16 protein-coding genes and 3 pseudogenes are annotated in these 17,364 nt (G+C 69.9%); 12 read left to right on the top strand and 7 right to left on the bottom strand.

All coding sequences use genetic code 11. From position 1 onward, the window contains the following. Positions 1–10 precede the first annotated feature (10 nt). The 8 genes and pseudogenes from rsmI (at position 11) to ACHMW8_RS08665 (ending at position 8,109) form a co-directional block, all read left to right on the top strand. Complete coding sequence (gene rsmI, locus ACHMW8_RS08700; protein WP_395445283.1) at positions 11–883, top strand: 16S rRNA (cytidine(1402)-2'-O)-methyltransferase; 873 nt, start codon at positions 11–13, stop codon at positions 881–883. Then, the gene (locus ACHMW8_RS08695) at positions 883–1,275 is read left to right on the top strand and encodes a YraN family protein (RefSeq protein ID WP_125157216.1); all 393 of its coding nucleotides are present in this window, start codon (positions 883–885) and stop codon (positions 1,273–1,275) included. The genes rsmI and ACHMW8_RS08695 overlap by 1 nt, the downstream gene beginning before the upstream one ends. Next, a pseudogene (locus ACHMW8_RS08690) lies at positions 1,272–2,086 on the top strand (SirB1 family protein). Before ACHMW8_RS08695 ends, ACHMW8_RS08690 begins: the two are co-directional and overlap by 4 nt. 84 nt (positions 2,087–2,170) lie before the next feature. After that, positions 2,171–3,124 carry a glutathione synthase gene (gene gshB, locus ACHMW8_RS08685; RefSeq protein WP_395445282.1) on the top strand — a complete coding sequence of 318 codons (954 nt, stop codon included), beginning with the start codon at positions 2,171–2,173 and terminating at the stop codon, positions 3,122–3,124. A gap of 108 nt (positions 3,125–3,232) precedes the next feature. After that, positions 3,233–4,766 (top strand): annotated as a pseudogene (locus tag ACHMW8_RS08680) (YifB family Mg chelatase-like AAA ATPase). A gap of 36 nt (positions 4,767–4,802) precedes the next feature. Further along, positions 4,803–5,912 carry a sensor histidine kinase gene (locus ACHMW8_RS08675; RefSeq protein WP_395445281.1) on the top strand — a complete coding sequence of 370 codons (1,110 nt, stop codon included), beginning with the start codon at positions 4,803–4,805 and terminating at the stop codon, positions 5,910–5,912. Beyond that, positions 5,851–6,363, top strand: coding sequence for a response regulator (locus ACHMW8_RS08670; protein WP_395445928.1), 513 nt, complete (start codon positions 5,851–5,853; stop codon positions 6,361–6,363). The genes ACHMW8_RS08675 and ACHMW8_RS08670 overlap by 62 nt, the downstream gene beginning before the upstream one ends. Positions 6,364–6,396: 33 nt before the next feature. Beyond that, positions 6,397–8,109 (top strand): AmpG family muropeptide MFS transporter, encoded by a 1,713-nt coding sequence (locus tag ACHMW8_RS08665; protein ID WP_395445280.1) that lies wholly within the window; start codon positions 6,397–6,399, stop codon positions 8,107–8,109. On the opposite strand, the pseudogene ACHMW8_RS08660 reads toward ACHMW8_RS08665, so the two are convergent. The 3 genes and pseudogenes from ACHMW8_RS08660 to ACHMW8_RS08650 form a co-directional block, all read right to left on the bottom strand. Next, positions 8,106–8,938 (bottom strand): annotated as a pseudogene (locus tag ACHMW8_RS08660) (serine protease). The gene ACHMW8_RS08665 and the pseudogene ACHMW8_RS08660 sit on opposite strands and share 4 nt — an antisense overlap. 25 nt (positions 8,939–8,963) lie before the next feature. Continuing rightward, a complete protein-coding gene (locus tag ACHMW8_RS08655; RefSeq protein ID WP_125157223.1) occupies positions 8,964–9,392 on the bottom strand; it encodes a DUF350 domain-containing protein in 429 nt (142 codons plus the stop codon). 94 nt (positions 9,393–9,486) lie between these two features. Then, complete coding sequence (locus ACHMW8_RS08650) at positions 9,487–9,753, bottom strand: SRPBCC domain-containing protein (protein ID WP_395445279.1); 267 nt, start codon at positions 9,751–9,753, stop codon at positions 9,487–9,489. Positions 9,754–9,987: 234 nt separating this feature from the next. Between ACHMW8_RS08650 and ACHMW8_RS08645 the strand changes: the two genes are divergently transcribed. Next, the gene (locus tag ACHMW8_RS08645; RefSeq protein ID WP_395445278.1) at positions 9,988–10,317 is read left to right on the top strand and encodes an ArsR/SmtB family transcription factor; all 330 of its coding nucleotides are present in this window, start codon (positions 9,988–9,990) and stop codon (positions 10,315–10,317) included. Here ACHMW8_RS08645 and rlmN read toward each other — a convergent pair. From rlmN to ACHMW8_RS08630, 3 genes are all read right to left on the bottom strand, one after another. Continuing rightward, the gene (gene rlmN, locus ACHMW8_RS08640; protein ID WP_395445927.1) at positions 10,314–11,540 is read right to left on the bottom strand and encodes a 23S rRNA (adenine(2503)-C(2))-methyltransferase RlmN; all 1,227 of its coding nucleotides are present in this window, start codon (positions 11,538–11,540) and stop codon (positions 10,314–10,316) included. The genes ACHMW8_RS08645 and rlmN overlap by 4 nt on opposite strands. A gap of 84 nt (positions 11,541–11,624) precedes the next feature. Then, positions 11,625–12,425, bottom strand: coding sequence for an SDR family oxidoreductase (locus ACHMW8_RS08635; protein WP_125157226.1), 801 nt, complete (start codon positions 12,423–12,425; stop codon positions 11,625–11,627). A 176-nt stretch (positions 12,426–12,601) separates the two neighbouring features. After that, a complete protein-coding gene (locus ACHMW8_RS08630; protein ID WP_125157227.1) occupies positions 12,602–13,213 on the bottom strand; it encodes a flavodoxin family protein in 612 nt (203 codons plus the stop codon). A 317-nt stretch (positions 13,214–13,530) separates the two neighbouring features. Here ACHMW8_RS08630 and ACHMW8_RS08625 point away from each other — a divergent pair, with 317 nt between their 5' ends. Both ACHMW8_RS08625 and ACHMW8_RS08620 read left to right on the top strand, forming a co-directional pair. Beyond that, on the top strand, positions 13,531–14,424 hold the full coding sequence (locus ACHMW8_RS08625; RefSeq protein WP_395445277.1) for an MFS transporter: 894 nt from the start codon (positions 13,531–13,533) through the stop codon (positions 14,422–14,424). 15 nt (positions 14,425–14,439) lie between these two features. Continuing rightward, positions 14,440–14,721, top strand: a complete 282-nt coding sequence (locus ACHMW8_RS08620; RefSeq protein WP_395445276.1) for a hypothetical protein — start codon at positions 14,440–14,442, stop codon at positions 14,719–14,721. A gap of 2 nt (positions 14,722–14,723) precedes the next feature. Here ACHMW8_RS08620 and ACHMW8_RS08615 read toward each other — a convergent pair whose 3' ends face one another. Continuing rightward, positions 14,724–15,170, bottom strand: a complete 447-nt coding sequence (locus tag ACHMW8_RS08615) for an Rrf2 family transcriptional regulator (protein ID WP_395445275.1) — start codon at positions 15,168–15,170, stop codon at positions 14,724–14,726. 199 nt (positions 15,171–15,369) lie between these two features. Here ACHMW8_RS08615 and ACHMW8_RS08610 point away from each other — a divergent pair, with 199 nt between their 5' ends. Further along, positions 15,370–17,355 carry a potassium transporter Kup gene (locus ACHMW8_RS08610; RefSeq protein WP_125157230.1) on the top strand — a complete coding sequence of 662 codons (1,986 nt, stop codon included), beginning with the start codon at positions 15,370–15,372 and terminating at the stop codon, positions 17,353–17,355. The last annotated feature ends 9 nt before the right edge of the window (positions 17,356–17,364 follow it).

Here is a 17,364-nt window from a genome sequence, read left to right as displayed (position 1 = left end):
CACCCGCACGTTGAGCCGTCAGCTTCCCCCGCCAGCCCTGTCCGACGCGCCCCTGGCGCCCGGCCTCTATCTGGTGGCGACGCCGATCGGCAACCTGCGGGATATCACCCTGCGGGCGCTGGACGTGCTCGCCGCCTGCGACATCCTGCTGGCCGAGGACACCCGCGTCACCGGCAAGCTGCTGGCGGCCTATGGGATCAAGTCCAGGCTGGAGCGCCACGACGAGCATGTGGCCGAGCGCGCCATCCCGCGCATCCTGGAACGGCTGGAGGCCGGCGAGCGCGTGGCCCTGGTCTCGGACGCCGGCACGCCGATGGTCTCCGACCCCGGCTACCGTCTGGCCCGCGAGGCGATCGCCGCCGGCCATCCGGTGATCCCGATCCCCGGCGCCTCGGCCGCCCTGGCCGCGCTGACCCTGGCCGGCCTGCCCACCGACCGCTTCCTGTTCGCCGGCTTCCCGCCGCCCAAGAGCGCCGCGCGGCGGACCTTCTTCGAGGAATTCGCCAACACCCGCGCCACCCTGATCTTCTACGAGGGCGCCTCGCGGGTCGACGACTGCCTGGCCGACATGGCCGCCGTGTTCGGCGGGACCCGGCAGGCCGCCGTGTGCCGCGAGCTGACCAAGCTCTACGAGACGTGCGTGCGCGGCCCGCTCGCCGAACTCGCCGCGGATCCGCGCTTCGAGGCGCCCAAGGGCGAGATCGTCATCCTGGTCGGTCCCGGGACCGAGGAACTGGCCACCGCCGACGACGCCGAGGCCGCCCTGCGTGAGGCCATGGCCCGCCTGCCCCTGGGCGAAGCGGCCGCCGAGGTGGCCAAGGCGCTGGGCCTGTCGCGCAAGGATCTCTATCGCCAGGCGCTGGCCATGAAGGAACAGGCCTGATGATCGCCGGCGGCCGCCAGACGCGTGTTCGGCAAGAGCGGGGCGCGGCGGCGCGCAAGCTCGGACGGCGGGCCGAGGTGGTCGCGGCGCTCTGGCTGATGATGAAGGGCTATCGGATCCTGGGCTTCCGCCTGGCCACGCCGCTCGGCGAAATCGACCTGCTGGCGCAACGCGGCAAGGTGCTGGCCGTTGTGGAGGTCAAGCAACGCGCCACGATCGAGGACGCCCTGGACGCCGTGACGCCCACTCAGCGCGACCGCCTGCGGCGCGCCGCCGCCCATGTCAGCGCGCACCGCATGGCCCTGCGCGATCTCTTCGTACGCCTGGACCTCATCGCCCTGGCCCCCGGTCGCGCGCCGCGCCACCTTCCCAACGCCTGGGGGGCCGCATGACGCGCGAAGAGGCCGAAGCCATCCTGACCAGGGCCGGCGAAGGCCCCGACGAAGGCTTCCCGCTGTTCGAGGCGGCTCTGGCCTGCGCCGTCCACGACGATCCCAGCCGCGACACCCAACCGGCGATGGACATGGCGCGCGACGCCGTCGAACGCCTGCGCCGCCGGGCCGAGGCCGAGTCGCCCGAGGAGGCCGTGGCCGAGACCCTGGCCGGGGATCTCCGCCTGACCGGCGACGTGCTGACCTACGACCATCCCGACAACGCCGACGTCATCGCCATCGCCGAGCGCCGCAAGGGCCTTCCGGTGGCGCTGGGCGTCTTCTACCTGCACGCCGCCCGGCAGGTCGGGCTGGAGCTCTACGGCGTCGACTTCCCGGCCACTTCCTGCTGCGCATCGAGACCGAGGAAGGCCCGCTGGCCCTGGACCCGTTCAGCGAAGGCCGGGTCGTGCTGCCGTCGGAGCTGTCGCGCCGGGCGCTGCGAACGGGCCTGATGCCCGACGTCGCCTCGCGGCTGGAGCTTCTGATGGCGCCGATCTCCGACCGCGCCGTGCTGATCCGCCTGCAGAACAATATCTTCGCCCGGGCCCAGCAGGCCAAGGACTGGGTCCGCGCCGAGCGCTCGGCCCTCCGCCGCGCCCTGCTCAACCCCGCCGACCACCGCCCGTGGCTCGACGTCGCCGCCGCGCGCGAAGGCCAGGGCGCCCTGGCCGGCGCCCTGCAGGCCCTCTCGCGCGCCCAGATCCTGGACGGCGGCGCCGCCATCGCGGCCCGCGCGGCCCGCGAACGGATGCGGCTAAGGCTGAACTAGAACGCGTCCGCCGTTGGACCTGGGCGCGAGAACGCCTAACTAAGCCGTCGCGCCCAAACGCCAGGAAGAACCCCAGGAGCCCCCATGTCGCTGCGAGTCGCCGTCCAGATGGATCCCGTCCTGGGGATCAACATCGAAACCGACACGACCTTCCTGATGATGATGGAAGCCCAGGCCCGCGGCCACAAGCTGTGGTTCTACACGCCCGACAAGCTGTCGCAGGAAGACGGCCGGGTGTTCGCCCGCGCCCAGTCCCTGGAGCTTTCGGCCGTCCACGGCGCGCACGCCAAGCTGGGCGAGCTGACGGTCCTCAACATGAAGGACGACATCGACGTGGTGCTGATGCGCCAGGATCCGCCGTTCGACATGGCCTACATCACGGCCACCCACTTCCTGGAGAAGGTCCACCCCCACACCCTGGTGGTGAACAACCCCGCCGAGGTGCGCAACGCGCCGGAGAAGCTGTTCGTCACCGACTTCCCGGGCGTGCAGCCGCCGACCCTGATCACCTCGGACCACGAGGCGATCTACGACTTCCGCGCCCGTCACGGCGACATCGTGCTGAAGCCCCTCTATGGCGGCGGCGGCTCGGGCGTGGCCCGTCTGCTGGCGGACGATCCGAACCTCGACGCCCTGCTGGAACTGCACGCCATGATCGGTCGCGAGCAGGTCATCGCCCAGAAGTTCGTGCCGGCCGTCAGCAAGGGCGACAAGCGCGTTCTGCTGGTCGACGGCGAACCCGTCGGGGCCATCAACCGGGTGCCGGCCGACGGCCAGGTGCGCTCCAACCTTCGGGTCGGCGGCCGCGCCGAGGCCGTCGAACTGACCCCGCGCGACCTCGAGCTCTGTCGGATCATCGGTCCCGAGCTGAAGCGCCGTGGACTGATCTTTGTCGGCATCGACGTCATTGGCGAGTACCTCACCGAAATCAACGTCACGTCACCGACCGGCGCCCAACAGCTGAAGCGTTTTACCGGGATCGACGCGGCGTCTGTACTTTGGGACCGCATCGAGGACATTCGCCGAAACGGTGGGTAACTCTGCGGAAACGTGGCGATTTCGCGAAACGTTCGTTTTTCGTTCTTGCTCCATTTCACGAGCTATGCTGTGACTTGTGGATAAAGTTGTTATCCATGAGGGACTTGGATGGCCGCCAAGGTGGTCACCGTCGCGTTCGAGGGCGTCGAGGCCCGACGCGTCGATGTCGAGGTGCAGCTGACGACGGGACTGCCATCCTTCGTGGTGGTGGGATTGGCCGACAAGGCGGTGGCCGAAAGCCGGGAACGGGTGCGCGGCGCGTTCGCCGGCCTGGGGCTTTCCATGCCGGGCAAGCGCATCGTCGCCGATCTGGCGCCGGCCGACATGCCCAAGGAAGGCACGCACTTCGACTTGCCGATCGCCCTGGCGGTGATGTCGGCCATCGGCGTGATCCCGATGGACGCGCTGGACGGCTGGGCAGCCATGGGCGAGCTGTCGCTGGACGGCCGCATCGTACCGGCGGCGGGCGCCCTGCCGGCGGCGATGGCGGCCGGGGCCATGGGGCTTGGCCTGATCTGTCCGGAGGCCTCCGGCCCCGAGGCGGCCTGGGCCGGCGAGACCCGGATCCTGGCGCCGCGCTCGCTGGTCGCCCTGATCAATCACTTTCGGGGCAGCCAGATCCTGTCGGCCCCGGCGCCCGGCCCGATCGTCGAGGGCGAGCGGCCCAAGGACCTGCGCGACGTCAAGGGCCAGGAGCACGCCAAGCGAGCCCTGGAGATCGCCGCGGCCGGCGGCCACAACCTGCTGTTCGTCGGCCCGCCCGGATCGGGCAAGTCGATGCTGGCCCAGCGCCTGCCGGGCCTGCTGCCGCCGCTGAGCTCCAGCGAACTGCTGGAGACCTCGATGGTCCACTCGGTGGCCGGGCTGATCGCGCGCGGCGCCCTGACCCGCGACCGCCCCTTTCGCGCGCCGCATCACAGCGCCAGCATGGCCGCCCTGACCGGCGGCGGGCTGAAGGCCAAGCCAGGCGAGGTGTCGCTGGCGCATAACGGCGTGTTGTTCCTCGAACGAGTTGCCCGAGTTCGGCGTCCAGGCGCTGGACAGCCTGCGCGCGCCGCTCGAGACCGGCGAGGTGATGGTGGCTCGCGCCAATGCTCACATCCGCTATCCGGCCCGGGTGCAGCTGGTGGCGGCCATGAACCCCTGCCGCTGCGGCCACGGCGGCGCCGGGCGCGGCGCGTGCGGCAAGGCGCCCCGGTGCCAGCGCGACTACCAGGGCCGGGTCTCGGGCCCGCTGATGGACCGCATCGACCTGGCCGTCGACATGCCCGCCGTCACCGCCGCCGACCTTTCCCTGCCGCCGCCCGCCGAAGGCTCGGCCGAGGCGGCCGCGCGGGTGGCGCGGGCCCGGACGCTGCAGCGGGACCGCGCCGACGCCCTGGAGGTCGCCGACGGCCTCAACGGCCGCGCGGAAGGCGCCTTCCTGGAGAAGATCACCGCCCTAGACGCCCCCGGCCGCGCCTTGCTGGCCCAGGCCGCCGAGGCCGGCCGGATCAGCGCCCGGGGCTGGACCCGGACCCTGCGCCTGGCCCGCACCATCGCCGATCTGGAAGGCGCCGACGCCGTCCGCCGGGTCCACGTGGCCGAGGCCCTGGCCTATCGGCGGACAACGACGCCAGGTGAAGAAGCGGTTCGCGTTTGACCGCCCGTTAAGCCGCGGCGGGTAAGCTTGATCCCCATGAGCGATCCGAAACCCGGCGTCACGCCCGAGCAGCTGGCCACCCTGAGCCACGAGTTCCGCACCCCGCTGAACGGCGTGCTGGGCATGGCGCGCCTGTTGGAAAACACCAAGCTGACGGCCGAGCAGCGGTCCTACGTCACCGCCCTGCGCGAAAGCGGCGACCACCTGCTGTCGCTGGTCAATGACGTGCTGCACTTCGCCCGCCTGGGCGCGGCCTCGATCGAGCTGTCGCTGGCCCCGGTCGATATCGAGGGCCTGCTGCGCCAGGTCGCCGAGCTGATGAGCCCGCGCGCCCACGAGAAAGGCGTCGAAATCGCCTGGGCCGTGCCCACGCCGCTGCCGACCATCCAGGCCGACGAAGGGCGCCTTCGCCAGATCCTGCTGAACTTCGCCGGCAACGCCGTGAAATTCACCGAGGCCGGCGGCGTGCTGCTGACGGCGACGGCCACTGCGCCCCCCCAAGGAGAAGAGGGCGGCCGCATCCGCTTCTCGGTCGCCGACACCGGCCCCGGCGTCGCGCCGGACGCCCGCCGGCGGATCTTCGACGCCTTCGTCCAGACCGACATCACCCACGCCACCCAGCTGGGCGGCGCGGGCCTGGGCCTGGCCATCGTCTCCACGCTCGCCAAGGCCATGAACGGCGAGGTCGGGGTTGGCGGCGAGCTGGGCCAGGGCGCCGAGTTCTGGTTCGAGGCGCCCTTTGAGGTGGCCGCTCCCGCGCTCCGCGCCAGCCCGCTCGAGGGCCGCGCCGTCGCCATCGCCTCGCCCAACGCCATCGTCCGCGCCGCCACGGCGCGTCAGATCGAGGCCGCCGGGGGGCCGCGCCTTCGCCGCCGTCGACATCGCCTCGGCCCTGTCGGGCGCGCCGGCCGACGCCGTGCTGCTGATCGACGCGGCGCTGTCAGGGCCACGTGGGGCGTTGAAGCCCCCAACCGGTCGCAAGGCCGTGGTGCTGCTAACGCCCGAGCAGCGCGACCGCATCGAACCGCTGAAGACCGCCGGCTTCTCGGGCTATCTGATCAAGCCGCTGCGCGCCGCCTCGCTGGTGGTCCAGGTGCTGCAGGCCGGCGAACCCGAAGCGACGCCCGCCGCCGAGACGCCCCATGACGACCGCGTCGCCGGCGCGGTGGCCCATGGCGTCCGCGTGCTGCTGGCCGAGGACAATCCGATCAACGCCCTGCTGGCCCGCACCCTGCTGGAGCGCGAGGGTTGCAAGGTCGACCGCGTCGCCGACGGCGAGCAGGCGGTGGCCGCCGCCTCGGCCGGAGCCTACGACCTGATCCTGATGGACCTGCGGATGCCCGGCCTGTCCGGCGTCGAGGCCGCCAAGGCCCTGCGCGCCAAGGGCGTGGCCTCGCCGATCGCCGCCCTGACCGCCGACGCCTTCGACGAGGACAAGCGCACCTGCCTTGCCGCCGGCATGGACGACTTCCTGGTCAAGCCCCTCACCCAGGAAGCCCTGCGCGACGCCCTCAAGCGCTGGACGACCTCGGGCGTCGCGAATGGACTTGGCGGCGGCTGGACGAAAACCGCGACGCGAGCCAAGGTCGCCGGCTAGATCCGGGCGCGCCCCGGACAGGGGATCGCCGCGATGACTGACGAAACGAAGGCGCAGGCCGCGCCCGAGAAGAAGAAGACTTTTCTCCAGACCCTCGCCTTCTTCGGCGAGCGGCGCAGTCTGGTGATGCTGGGCCTCGGCTTCGCCTCGGGCCTGCCCTACATGCTGATCTTCGACACCCTGTCGCTGTGGCTTCGGGACGCGGGTCTGTCCCTGGCGGTGATCGGCTTCTTCAGCCTGGCCACCCTGTCGTTCTCGTTCAAGTTCCTGTGGGCCCCGCTGATCGACCGGGCCAAGGTGCCGGTGCTGCACGGCCTGCTCGGCCACAGGCGGGCATGGATCCTGGTGTTCCAGACCTCCATGATCCTGGGGCTGTGGACGATCTCGACACTCAATCCGGCCACGCAGCTGCCGCTCCTGGCGGCGGCCGCCGTCGCGGTAGGCTTCGCCACGGCCTCGCACGACATCGTCCTGGACGCCTGGCGGATCGAGGTCGCCGACAAGGAAGAACAGGGGCCGATGGCGGTCGCCTATCAATGGGGCTTTCGGGGCGCGATGATCGCCGCCGGCGCCGGGCCGCTGCTGCTGGCCGAACGGTTCGGTTGGAACTTCTCCTACGCCGTCATGGGCTTCGTGGTCGGGATCGGCGTCCTCGCCACCCTGTGGGCGCCGCGCGAGATGGAGCACACCATCCGGCCGATCCCGACCGGCGACGTCCATCAGCCCCGCTCGCTGGAAGCCCTGGAATGGCTCGCGCGCCTCGCCATCCTGCTCGTCGGCGCCCTGGTCCTGGGCTCGGGCCTGTCGGGCGACGCGTCCCTGTTGTCCAAGCTGGTCGGCGGCGAGGCCCTGGCCGAGGCTTGGAAGGCCAAGCCCAATGGCGTTTGGCTGCAATTGCTCGGCGTGCTGACCGGCCTGGCCATCGTGGTGGTGGCGGCCTGGCCGATCCCCAAGGTCCGCACCAAGCCCGGCGTCTATATGTCCGCGGCGTTCGGCGAGCCTCTGATCGACTTCGCCAAGCGCTTCAAGGGCGTGGCCGGCCTGATCCTGGCGGCGATCTGCGTCTATCGGGTTTCGGACTTCGTGCTCAACATCATGAATCCGTTCTACCGCGACATGGGTTTCTCGCTGACCGAGATCGCCGAGATCCGGAAGGTGTTCGGCATCGTCGCCTCGATGATTGGCGTCTTCATGGGCGGGGTGATCGTGGCGCGACTGGGCCTGATGAAGGCCTTGGTGATCGGCGCCTTCGCCCAGCCGATCAGTAACCTGTTCTTCGCCTGGCTCGCCATGAGCGGCCACAGCGTGCCGGTGCTGTTCTGGGCGATCTGCATCGACAACCTGGCGGGCGGAATCGCGGGCACGGCCCTGATCGCCTACATGTCCAGCCTGACCACGGCCGGGTTCACGGCCACGCAGTACGCGCTGTTCTCGTCGCTCTACGCCCTGCCCGGCAAGCTGATCGCCTCGCAGTCGGGGCGCATCGTCGAAGGCTCGGCGCTGGCGGCCGAGCACGGCGGGGTCACCGCGCCGCTGAAGACCCTCTTCACCCGCCTGCCGCCCGAGAGCTTCACCGCCGCCGGCGCCAAGCTGGGCGTCAGCGGCCCGGCCATGGCGGCGGGCTATACGGCCTTCTTCATCTACACGGCCCTGATCGGCGTCGTGGCGATCGTGCTGTCCTTCCTGGTGGCGGCGCGGCAGAAGCCGGCCGAGGCCGAGCCGGAAACAGAGGCGGCGGTCGCCTAGACCTTCAGGCACACCACCTGGGCCACGCGCAGATCGCGGCGCAGGCCGTCGGCGACGCGGCCGTAGTTCTCGGTGGTGATCGGCTCGCTGGGCGCGAACTCGGAAGGGCTGGGTCGGCGGTGCGGGCCCAGCAGGGTCTTCAGGGTCTCGGGCGCGGTCGTGTAGATCCGGCCGCGACGCGGGGCCTCGGCCACCGTCACTCCGATCACCCGCCCCGCGCTGTCGAGGGCCGGCGAGCCCGAGAGACCGGCCAGGGTGCCCTTCAGCGTGTCGGTGCGACCGACCTCGGCCGACCAGCACGGGCTCGGTGCGGGCGCCGCGACCGTGGACGACCAGGTTCTCACGGCCCAGTAGGCGCGAGGCGGCCTCGCCCGGATGGCCCTGCGGAAAGCCCGGATGATAGGCGCGCGCCCCTCGGCGCAGCGGAGCGTCCAGGCCCAGGGGCACAGACGGCGCCCCGCCCTCGGTGGTCAGGATGGCCGCGTCGGCCTTGGGATCGACATGGACCTTGGCCGCCACGCCGCGACCGTCCGCGACGACGATGGCCGCCTGCTTGCAGCCGTCGACCACGTGGCGGGCGGTCGAGCCAGGTGCCGTCGTCGCCGACCGAGAAGGCCGTGCCCGAGCCCGGCTCGGGCCTGTCGGGCACCTGGACCACGATCGACGGGTCGAACGGCGAGGACGGCCCTAGGGGCAGCCCCTCCTCGCCCGGCACCGGCGGCGGCGGCGGCGGCGCGTCCGAACGCTCCTGCCGGCCGACGGCGACGATCAGCAGGGCGCTGACCGCCACGGCATAGACCAGCCAATCGGGAAGCTTGGGGAAATGCACTGGGAGGTCCCCCGACCGCGTCGGCTCAGCCGGCCACGGCGGCGGCGAGGATCAGGGCGGTGGCCAGCTTGGCGCCGACCAGCAGGGCGGCGGCGGCGACCTCGCCCTCGTGGATCCGCTCGGGCAGGCCCTGCAGCACCATGTCGGTGACGCGGAACACCAGGAGCTGCACGGCGATGGTGGCCGCGCCCCAGATCAGGATCTCGATCACCGAGGTCGAGGCGGTCAGCGAGATGGCCAGCGGAATGGCCAGGCCGACCATCACCCCGCCCAGCGACAGGGCCGCGGCCGAGTTGCCCTCGCGGATCAAGGTGATTTCCTTGTGCGGGGTCAGCAGGGCGTAGAGCGCCGTGCCCAGGATCAGCATGACCAGGGTCACGCTGGCGTGCAGCAGGGTGACCGGGAAGCCGGTGGCGAAGGCCTGGACCTCGGGCGACTGGAGCTGGGATGGCATGGACGCGAACTACCCCGATGAACTTGCGGTCCACTGACTAACACGGGTCGACAAGTTTTGCGTAGGGGGCGCCCGCGTCGGGGGAAGTCGTCGCCTATTTGTAGAACCCCTGCCGCAGGTTCAGGCCGTGCTCGACGAAGGCCTTCATGGCGCACAGCATCCCGGTCCAGCCCTCGCAATTGCCGAAAGCCGCCTTCTCCCCCGCCGGGGTGTCGCTCCAGCCGGCCTCGTGGATCTTGACGTGCGTGCGGCCGTCGCCGGTGTCGGCGAAGGTCATGGTCACGGTGGTCTGGTGGGTGGCGCCCGGCTCGGCCGAACCCCATCGCAGCACGATCTTCTCGTTCTGGACGACCTCGACCACCTCGAACCGGGAACGCGCCCGGGAAGTCGTGGAAGTCCCAGGTCACGGTCGCGCCGGTCTCGAGCCGACCCTGCGCCCCGCCGGTGGTGAAGTAGCCGGACAGTTTCTTCGGATCGACGACGGCCTCGAAGACCTCGGCCACGGGCTTGGCGATGCGGCCGCCGACGGTGAACTCATGGGACATGGATCATCTCCATCCTTGATGGGCGCGACAATGTGTTATAATTTTATAACATGTCAAGCGAGGACGAATCGGACCTGATCTTCAAGGCCCTGGGTCACCGGGTGCGGCGACGCATTCTGGATCTGCTGAAGGAAGAACCCCGCACCACGGGGATGCTGTGCGCCCTGTTTCCGGAGCTGGATCGCTGCACGGTGATGCAGCACCTGGGCGTGCTGGAAGAGGCCGGCCTGCTGGTGGCCGAACGGCGCGGGCGCGAGCGTTGGAACCACCTGGACGCCCTGCCTGTGCATGCCATCCACGAACGCTGGATCGGGCCGTATGCGGCCTATGCGGCAGGGATGCTCAGCCGGCTGAAGAAGGGAGTTGAGGAAGAGGCCTAAGCCGCCTCGTCCTCGTCGTCGCCGAGCATTCCGGCCATGGCCGCCATCGACAGCTTGCGCATCGCCGAGGCGCGGACCTTCTCGCTCTCGCTCTTCAGCTGGCCGCAGGCCGCCAGGATGTCGCGGCCGCGCGGGGTGCGGATCGGCGAGGAATAGCCGGCCTTGTTGAGGATCGCGGCGAAGGCCTCGATCGTCGACCAGTCCGAGCACAGATAGTCGCTGCCCGGCCACGGGTTGAACGGGATCAGGTTGATCTTGGCGGGGATACCCTTGATCAGCTTGACCAGGGCGCGGGCCTCGTCGGGGCTGTCGTTGACGCCCTTCAGCATCACGTACTCGAACGTCACGCGGCGGGCGTTGCTCAGGCCAGGATAGGCGCGGATTCCCGCCATCAGCTCGGCGATCGGGTATTTCTTGTTCAGCGGCACCAGCACGTCGCGCAGGGCGTCGTTGGTGGCGTGCAGGCTGATCGCCAGCATCGCCTGGGTCGTCTCGCCCAGCTTCTCCAGCATCGGCACGACGCCCGAGGTCGAGACCGTGATCCGGCGGCGCGAGATGCCGATGCCCTCGTTGTCGCTGATGATCTCGATGGCGTCGGCCACCTGGCCCAGATTGTACAGCGGCTCGCCCATGCCCATGAACACGATGTTCGAGAGCACGCGGTCTTCCTTGTCCGACGGCCATTCGGCCAGGTCGTCCTTGGCCACCTGCACCTGGGCGACGATCTCGGCGGCGGTCAGGTTGCGGACCAGCGGCTGGGTGCCGGTGTGGCAGAAGCTGCAGTTGAGGGTGCAGCCGACCTGGCTGGAGACGCACAGGGCGCCGGCGCGGCCGACGCCGGGGATGTAGACGCTCTCGACCTCGATGCCCGGGGCCATGCGGATCAGCCACTTGCGGGTGCCGTCCTTGCTGACCTGGCGCTCGACGATCTCCGGGCGGTTCAGCGTGAAGGCCTCGGCCAGGCGGGCGCGGGTCTCCTTGGCGACGTCGCTCATCAGCGCGAAGTCGGTGACGCCGCGACGGTGCATCCAGCGGAAGATCTGGGTGGCGCGCATCTTGGCCTTGCCGTGCTCGACCACGCCGCTCTCGACCAGGGCCGCGACCAGCTGCGGGCGCGTCAGGCCCGAGAGGTTGACCAGGGGTTTGGCGACGGGGGCGCCAGAAGCACTATGGGAAGGCGCGGCGTCGGTGGAGACGCGCGACAGGTCGAGGGTGACGCTCAAGGGGGTGTCCGGATGCTCGGGGGTCGAGGCGGACATATAGCAGGTCCGGAGCGGTTTTCCAAAAACCGTCCGATCGGCGCGTTGTCACACCTTCCGGAAGCGGCTTCCCTGGCTGGCCATCAGGGCCAGGGCCCAGTCGTCCGGCACGATCTTGGCGATGGCCGCGATCGCCTTGTTCGGCGCGCCGGGGACGCAGATCGAGCGGTTGGCCTCGGCGGCCTCGTAGCCGGCGGCGGCCACCTCGTCGGCGCCCAGCCACATCCATTCGGGCACGCCCTGACTGACCTGGCCGCGGGTGCCATTGACGTCGTGGAATTCCGAATAGGTGAAGCCGGGGCACAGCGCCGAAACATGCACGCCGGTCGCCAGGTTCTCCAGGTGCAGGCTCTGGGAGAACTTCACGAGAAAGCCCTTGGTCGCCGCGTAGAGCGTATGGCCGGCCGCGCCGGGAACCAGGCCCGCCAGCGAGGCGACATTGACGATGCGGCCGAACTTCCGCTCGACCATGCCCGGCAGCACCTTGTGGGTCATCTCGCAGACGCCGGTCAGCATCAGCTGCAGGAAGGCGGCCTGGTCGGCCCAGGTGGTGCTGTCATAGGTCCCGGGCAAGCCGTATCCGGCGTTATTGACCAGGGCGTCGACCACCCGGCCCTGCTCGGCGACGGCGGCCAGGACGGTGTCGACGCCGGTCGGCTCGGCCAGGTCGGCGGGGATGGCGTAGGCCTCGACGCCCGAGCGCAGCTTGATCTCGGCGGCCAGACCCTCCAGGCGATCGGCCCGGCGCGCGGTCAGGGCCACGTCATAGCCATGGCTGGCGTAGATGCGGGCGGAGGCGGCCCCGATCCCGGCGGAGGCGCCGGTGATCAGGGCGAGGCGGCGGGCCATGGCGCGGATGTTCCAGTCAAAGCGAAACTTCGCCGGAGACGAGCACGGCCTGTGATTTGGTTCAAGCAGCCCTGGAACCTGAGGGGCGGAAGAGGCGCGCCAGCTCGGCTGGGGGCGCGCCTCTTCCGGGCCGCGGTTGGGGAGGGGGACCACCGCGGCCTTGGGGACCGTAAAGGTTAGGCCGCCTTGCCGAGGCTGGCCGAAGCCTCCGCGCCGGCGGTCCAGCGCACGGCGGCCTTGGCCACGCGTTCACCCAGCAGGCGGGCCGTCTCGCGATCACCGGCCGGCGGCGTGATCTCGGTCGAGGCGTTGTCCGACTGGGCGGCGACGCCGAGGAACGAGCCGACGCGGTTGATCGTGTCGGGGCCGCGTTCGGCGGCGGTCACGTTCGGCGGGGCCAGACCCAGGTTCACCCAGTTCATGCCATGCTGGGCGGCCAGGATGGTCAGGCTCTCCAGGGCGTGGCCCTTGTCGCCGGCGAAGCTGTGCGAGTTGGTGAAGCCGGCGGCCAGCTTGTCCTTCCAGGCGCCGGTGAAGAACACCGAGGCGGTGGCGTCGGCGAACACTTTGAACACGCCGGAGACGTCGCCCATGTAGGTCGGCGCGCCGAACACCACGGCGTCGGCCTGAGTGATCTTCTCGATCAGCGGGGCGAAGTCCTGAGCAGCGCTTTCGATCTGCAGCAGCACCGGGGTCTGGCCGGCGTCGCGGACGCCCTGGGCGACCTTGTCGGCGAGGACGGCCGTGTGGCCGTAACCGGAATGATAGACGATGGCGACAGTGGTCATTGGAAATCCCCGGATCTGAAATCTGGCTTGAATGGCGGCCATTTCGAAACTGAAACGGTAGCGATTACGTAATGTCGTCAGGCGGGCTCGCCAGCCCGATCAGCAACAAGGTTGGGTGCAATTTTTCTACAGGTCGGATTCAGCGGCGCTAATGGCGCGCGACATCCCGGAAATGTTCCGATCCCGATTGCGACAACGCTGTCGTTTGCTTATTTGCAAGGGACTTCTTTCCAGCAGCACGATCCCGGGACACCGCGCCCTCCCCAGGCGTCAGCGCGTCGCGTCCGTGTTGCGCCGCGTGTGTGCAAGGCGCCGACATGAGCACCGAACATCCCAAGGTCCATCCCGGCCTCGTCCTGGCGGCGCTCGCTCTGGGCGGCTTCGCGATCGGCACGACCGAGTTCGCCTCGATGAGCCTGCTGCCCTATTTCGCCAAGGACCTGGGGGTGGACGCGCCGACGGCCGGTCACGCGATCAGCGCCTACGCGCTCGGCGTGGTGGTCGGGGCGCCGGTGATCGCGGTGGCGGCGGCCCGGCTGCCGCGCCGGGTGATCCTGACGGCGCTGATGGCGGTGTTCGCGGTCGGCAACCTGCTCAGCGCCTTCTCGCCCAGCTTCGGCTGGATGATCGCCTTCCGGTTCTTCTCGGGCCTGCCGCACGGGGCCTATTTCGGCGTCGCCGCCCTGGTCGCCGCCAGCGTCGCGCCGGCGGAGAAGCGGGCCCAGGCCGTGGCCATGGTCCTGATCGGCCTGACCGTGGCGACCATCGTCGGCGTGCCGCTGGCCAATCTGGTCGGTCAGGTGATCGGCTGGCGCTGGGGCTTCGTGATCGTCTCGGTGCTGGCCAGCCTGACGGCGACCAGCGTCTGGCTCTACGCCCCGCGCGTCCCGGCCGACGCGGACGCCAGTCCGCTGCGCGAACTGGGCGCCCTGGGGCGCGGCCGGGTGTGGCTGACCCTGGCGATCGGCGCCATCGGCTTTGGCGGCATGTTCTGCGTCTACACCTATCTGGCCGACACCATGCTGGCCGTGACCCACGCCTCGCCCGCCGCCCTGCCGGTGGTGCTGATGGTGTTCGGGGCCGGCATGACCGTCGGCACGCTGGCGTGCGCCTGGGCGGCCGACCGCGCCCTGATGCCGGCCATCGGCGGCGTCCTGCTGTGGAGCGCCGCGGCGCTGGCGCTCTATCCGCTGGCGGTCGGCAGCCTGTGAACTCTGATCCCGGTCGTGTTCCTGATCGGCTGCGGCGGCGGCCTGGGCGCGGTGCTGCAGACCCGGCTGATGGATGTGGCCGGCGACGCCCAGACCCTGGCGGCGGCGCTGAACCACTCGGCGTTCAACACGGCCAACGCCCTGGGCCCCTGGCTGGGCGGCATGGCCATCGCGGCGGGATGGGGATGGGCCTCGACCGGCTGGGTCGGCGTGGCCCTGGCTCTGGGCGGCTTCGCGATCTGGATCGTGGCGGCGATCGACGCGCGCCAGCAGCAGCGGCTAGCGCTGGCCGAATAAAGTCAGCAGGGCTCGGGCTCGACGGCCGCGTGGGCGCCGTGCAGCAGGTCGGCGACGGTGATCTGGCCAAGCCGGTCGTGCGCGGCGCGATCGGCGGCGGTGATGGCGGCGCGGACGGCGTCGGGGATCCTTTCGCCGACCGGGCAACCCTTGACGCCCTTGGGCGCGACGCCGAGGTGGGCGCAGCCGTTGACCGCCTTCAGCACGATGTCGAGGGTGATGGTGTCGGCGGGCTTCAGCAGCCAGGCCCCGCCATTGGCCCCGGCCCGCGCGCCGATCAGCCCGGCCTTGCCCAGCATGGCCGTGACGCGGCGGACCACGACCGGATTGGTTGGGACCGAGGCGGCCAGTTCGGCGCTGGCCACGGCGCGGTCAGCCGAAAACGCCTCCTTGTGGGCCAAGTAGGCGAGGGCGTGCGCCGCGACGGGAAATTTCTGGCTGTCAGACATCTCTACAGGGGAACGTAAGGTGGCCGCCCGCGCGTTCAACTGAAAACTGTTTCAGCTCCGAAGCAAAATCTCCTTAGGGGAGTCCTCAGGACGACGTCGGGTGATGATTGTATCGGCCGCGGTTTGGGTGTATCGCGCCGCGCTTGATCGCGATATGGGTCGGCTCCTGGCGTTTTGCGAGGGCGCCCGGAGGGATTGAATGGCTTCCGAAGCCCCCGGCGCTTCCAACTCCGATTGCGCGCCAACGTCTACCGACATCCCTCACCAGGACGGCGGTCCGCCCAACGGCGCGGGTCACGGCCACGACGCGAAGGGCCATGGCTTCCTGGCCATGGCGCTGGGCTCGATCGGCGTCGTCTTCGGCGATATCGGCACCAGCCCGCTTTACGCCCTGCGCGAGGCCCTGGCCCATTCGCGCAGCACGACGGCGACCGAGCACGCGGTGCTGGGCGTGGTGTCGCTGGTCCTGTGGACCATGACGCTGTTCGTGACGATCAAGTACGTCATCTTCTTCATGCGCGCCGACAACAAGGGCGAGGGCGGCACCCTGGCCCTGATGGCCCTGGCCCAGAAGGCGCTCGGCAAGACCGGCGGCAAGCGCTCGATGGTGGTCTTCTTCCTCGGCGTGGTCGGCGCGGCGCTGTTCTATGGCGACGGCATCATCACCCCGGCCATCTCGGTGCTGTCGGCGGTGGAGGGCCTGAAGGACGCGCCCGGCGTGGGCCACGCCCTGACGCCCTACATCCTGCCGATCTCGGCCGGGATCCTCATCCTGCTGTTCGCCGTCCAGGCCAAGGGCACCCACCGGATGGCCTCGCTGTTCGGGCCGTTCACCGCCGTGTGGTTCCTGATCCTGGGCGCCCTGGGGGCCTACCACCTGGCCGACGATCTTTCGATCCTGCGCGCCTTCAATCCCTGGTACGGCCTGCGCTTCCTGCTGGAGAACGGCTTCCTGGGCTTCGTGATCCTGGGCAGCGTGTTCCTGGTCGTGACCGGCGCCGAAGCGCTCTATGCCGACATGGGCCACTTCGGGAAGAAGCCGATCCAGGCCGCCTGGCTGTGCCTGGTGTTCCCGTGCCTGGCCCTGAACTATCTGGGCCAGGGCTCGCTGGTCCTCGACCACCCCGCCGCCCGCCACAATCCGTTCTGGGAGATGGTGCCAAGCTTCGCCTACTGGCCCGTGCTGCTGATGGCCACCGTCGCCACCGTCATCGCCAGCCAGGCGGTGATCACCGGGGCCTTCTCCATGACCCAGCAGGCCGTGCAGCTGGGCCTGCTGCCGCGCATCGAGATCAAGCGGACGTCCGAGACCCAGGCAGGCCAGATCTTCGTGCCGGCGGTCAATCAGTTCCTGCTGATCGGCGTCCTGGTGCTGCTGTTCGCCTTCCGCAGCTCGCACAAGCTGGCCTCGGCCTACGGCATCGCCGTGACCGGCGCGATGTTCGTCGACACCCTGCTGGCCTATGTCGTCATCCGCCGGGTGTGGAAGTGGTCGCTGTGGCAGACCGGCCTTCTGCTGATCCCGCTGGTGGCGCTGGACTGCGTGTTCATCGCCTCGAACATGCTGAAGATTCCCGACGGCGCCTGGCTGCCGCTGGTGTTCGGCGCGGCCCTCGTCCTGATCATGGCCACCTGGACGCGGGGGGCCAACATCCTCACCGCCAAGACCCGCCGCGACAGCGTCCCGCTGATCGACCTGATGGAGATCCTGCGCGCCCGCGCCCCGCACCGCGCGCCCGGCACCGCGATCTTCCTGACCTCCGATCCGGACATGACCCCGGTCGCGCTGATGCATAACCTCAAGCACAACAAGGTGCTGCACGAGCGCAACGTCATCCTGACCGTCCGCACCACCGAGACGCCCCGCGTCCGCGAGGAGGACCGGGTGACGATCGAGAAGGTCAACGACGACTTCAAGAAGGTCATCGTCAACTACGGCTTCATGGAAAGCCCGAACATCCCCAAGGCCCTGGCGGTGTGTCGCAAGCAGGGACTGAAGTTCGACATCATGGCCACCAGCTTCTTCCTGGGCCGCCGCTCGATCGTGCCGTCAGCCAATTCGGGCATGCCGCTGTGGCAGGACCGCCTGTTCATCTATCTGATGAAGAACGCCGCCAACCCGACGGACTTCTTCAAGATCCCGCCGGGTCGCGTGGTCGAGCTGGGCGCCCAGGTCACCGTTTAAGAGATACAG

It is taken from the genome of Caulobacter sp. UC70_42, from assembly GCF_044056025.1.
GTDB lineage: Bacteria > Pseudomonadota > Alphaproteobacteria > Caulobacterales > Caulobacteraceae > Caulobacter.
Note: the sequence above shows the minus strand (reverse complement) of the source record. Positions and strands in the feature narration are given on the sequence as shown.

What these genes read in the sequence shown, in the direction of transcription:
- ACHMW8_RS08695 (WP_125157216.1), top strand. Translation starts at nt 883, where the DNA reads ATGATCGCCGGCGGCCGCCAGACGCGTGTTCGGCAAGAGCGGGGCGCG.
- gshB (WP_395445282.1), top strand. Translation starts at nt 2,171, where the DNA reads ATGTCGCTGCGAGTCGCCGTCCAGATGGATCCCGTCCTGGGGATCAAC.
- ACHMW8_RS08675 (WP_395445281.1), top strand. Translation starts at nt 4,803, where the DNA reads ATGAGCGATCCGAAACCCGGCGTCACGCCCGAGCAGCTGGCCACCCTG.
- ACHMW8_RS08665 (WP_395445280.1), top strand. Translation starts at nt 6,397, where the DNA reads ATGACTGACGAAACGAAGGCGCAGGCCGCGCCCGAGAAGAAGAAGACT.
- ACHMW8_RS08655 (WP_125157223.1), bottom strand. Translation starts at nt 9,392, where the DNA reads ATGCCATCCCAGCTCCAGTCGCCCGAGGTCCAGGCCTTCGCCACCGGC.
- ACHMW8_RS08645 (WP_395445278.1), top strand. Translation starts at nt 9,988, where the DNA reads ATGTCAAGCGAGGACGAATCGGACCTGATCTTCAAGGCCCTGGGTCAC.
- ACHMW8_RS08635 (WP_125157226.1), bottom strand. Translation starts at nt 12,425, where the DNA reads ATGGCCCGCCGCCTCGCCCTGATCACCGGCGCCTCCGCCGGGATCGGG.
- ACHMW8_RS08630 (WP_125157227.1), bottom strand. Translation starts at nt 13,213, where the DNA reads ATGACCACTGTCGCCATCGTCTATCATTCCGGTTACGGCCACACGGCC.
- ACHMW8_RS08625 (WP_395445277.1), top strand. Translation starts at nt 13,531, where the DNA reads ATGAGCACCGAACATCCCAAGGTCCATCCCGGCCTCGTCCTGGCGGCG.
- ACHMW8_RS08615 (WP_395445275.1), bottom strand. Translation starts at nt 15,170, where the DNA reads ATGTCTGACAGCCAGAAATTTCCCGTCGCGGCGCACGCCCTCGCCTAC.
- ACHMW8_RS08610 (WP_125157230.1), top strand. Translation starts at nt 15,370, where the DNA reads ATGGCTTCCGAAGCCCCCGGCGCTTCCAACTCCGATTGCGCGCCAACG.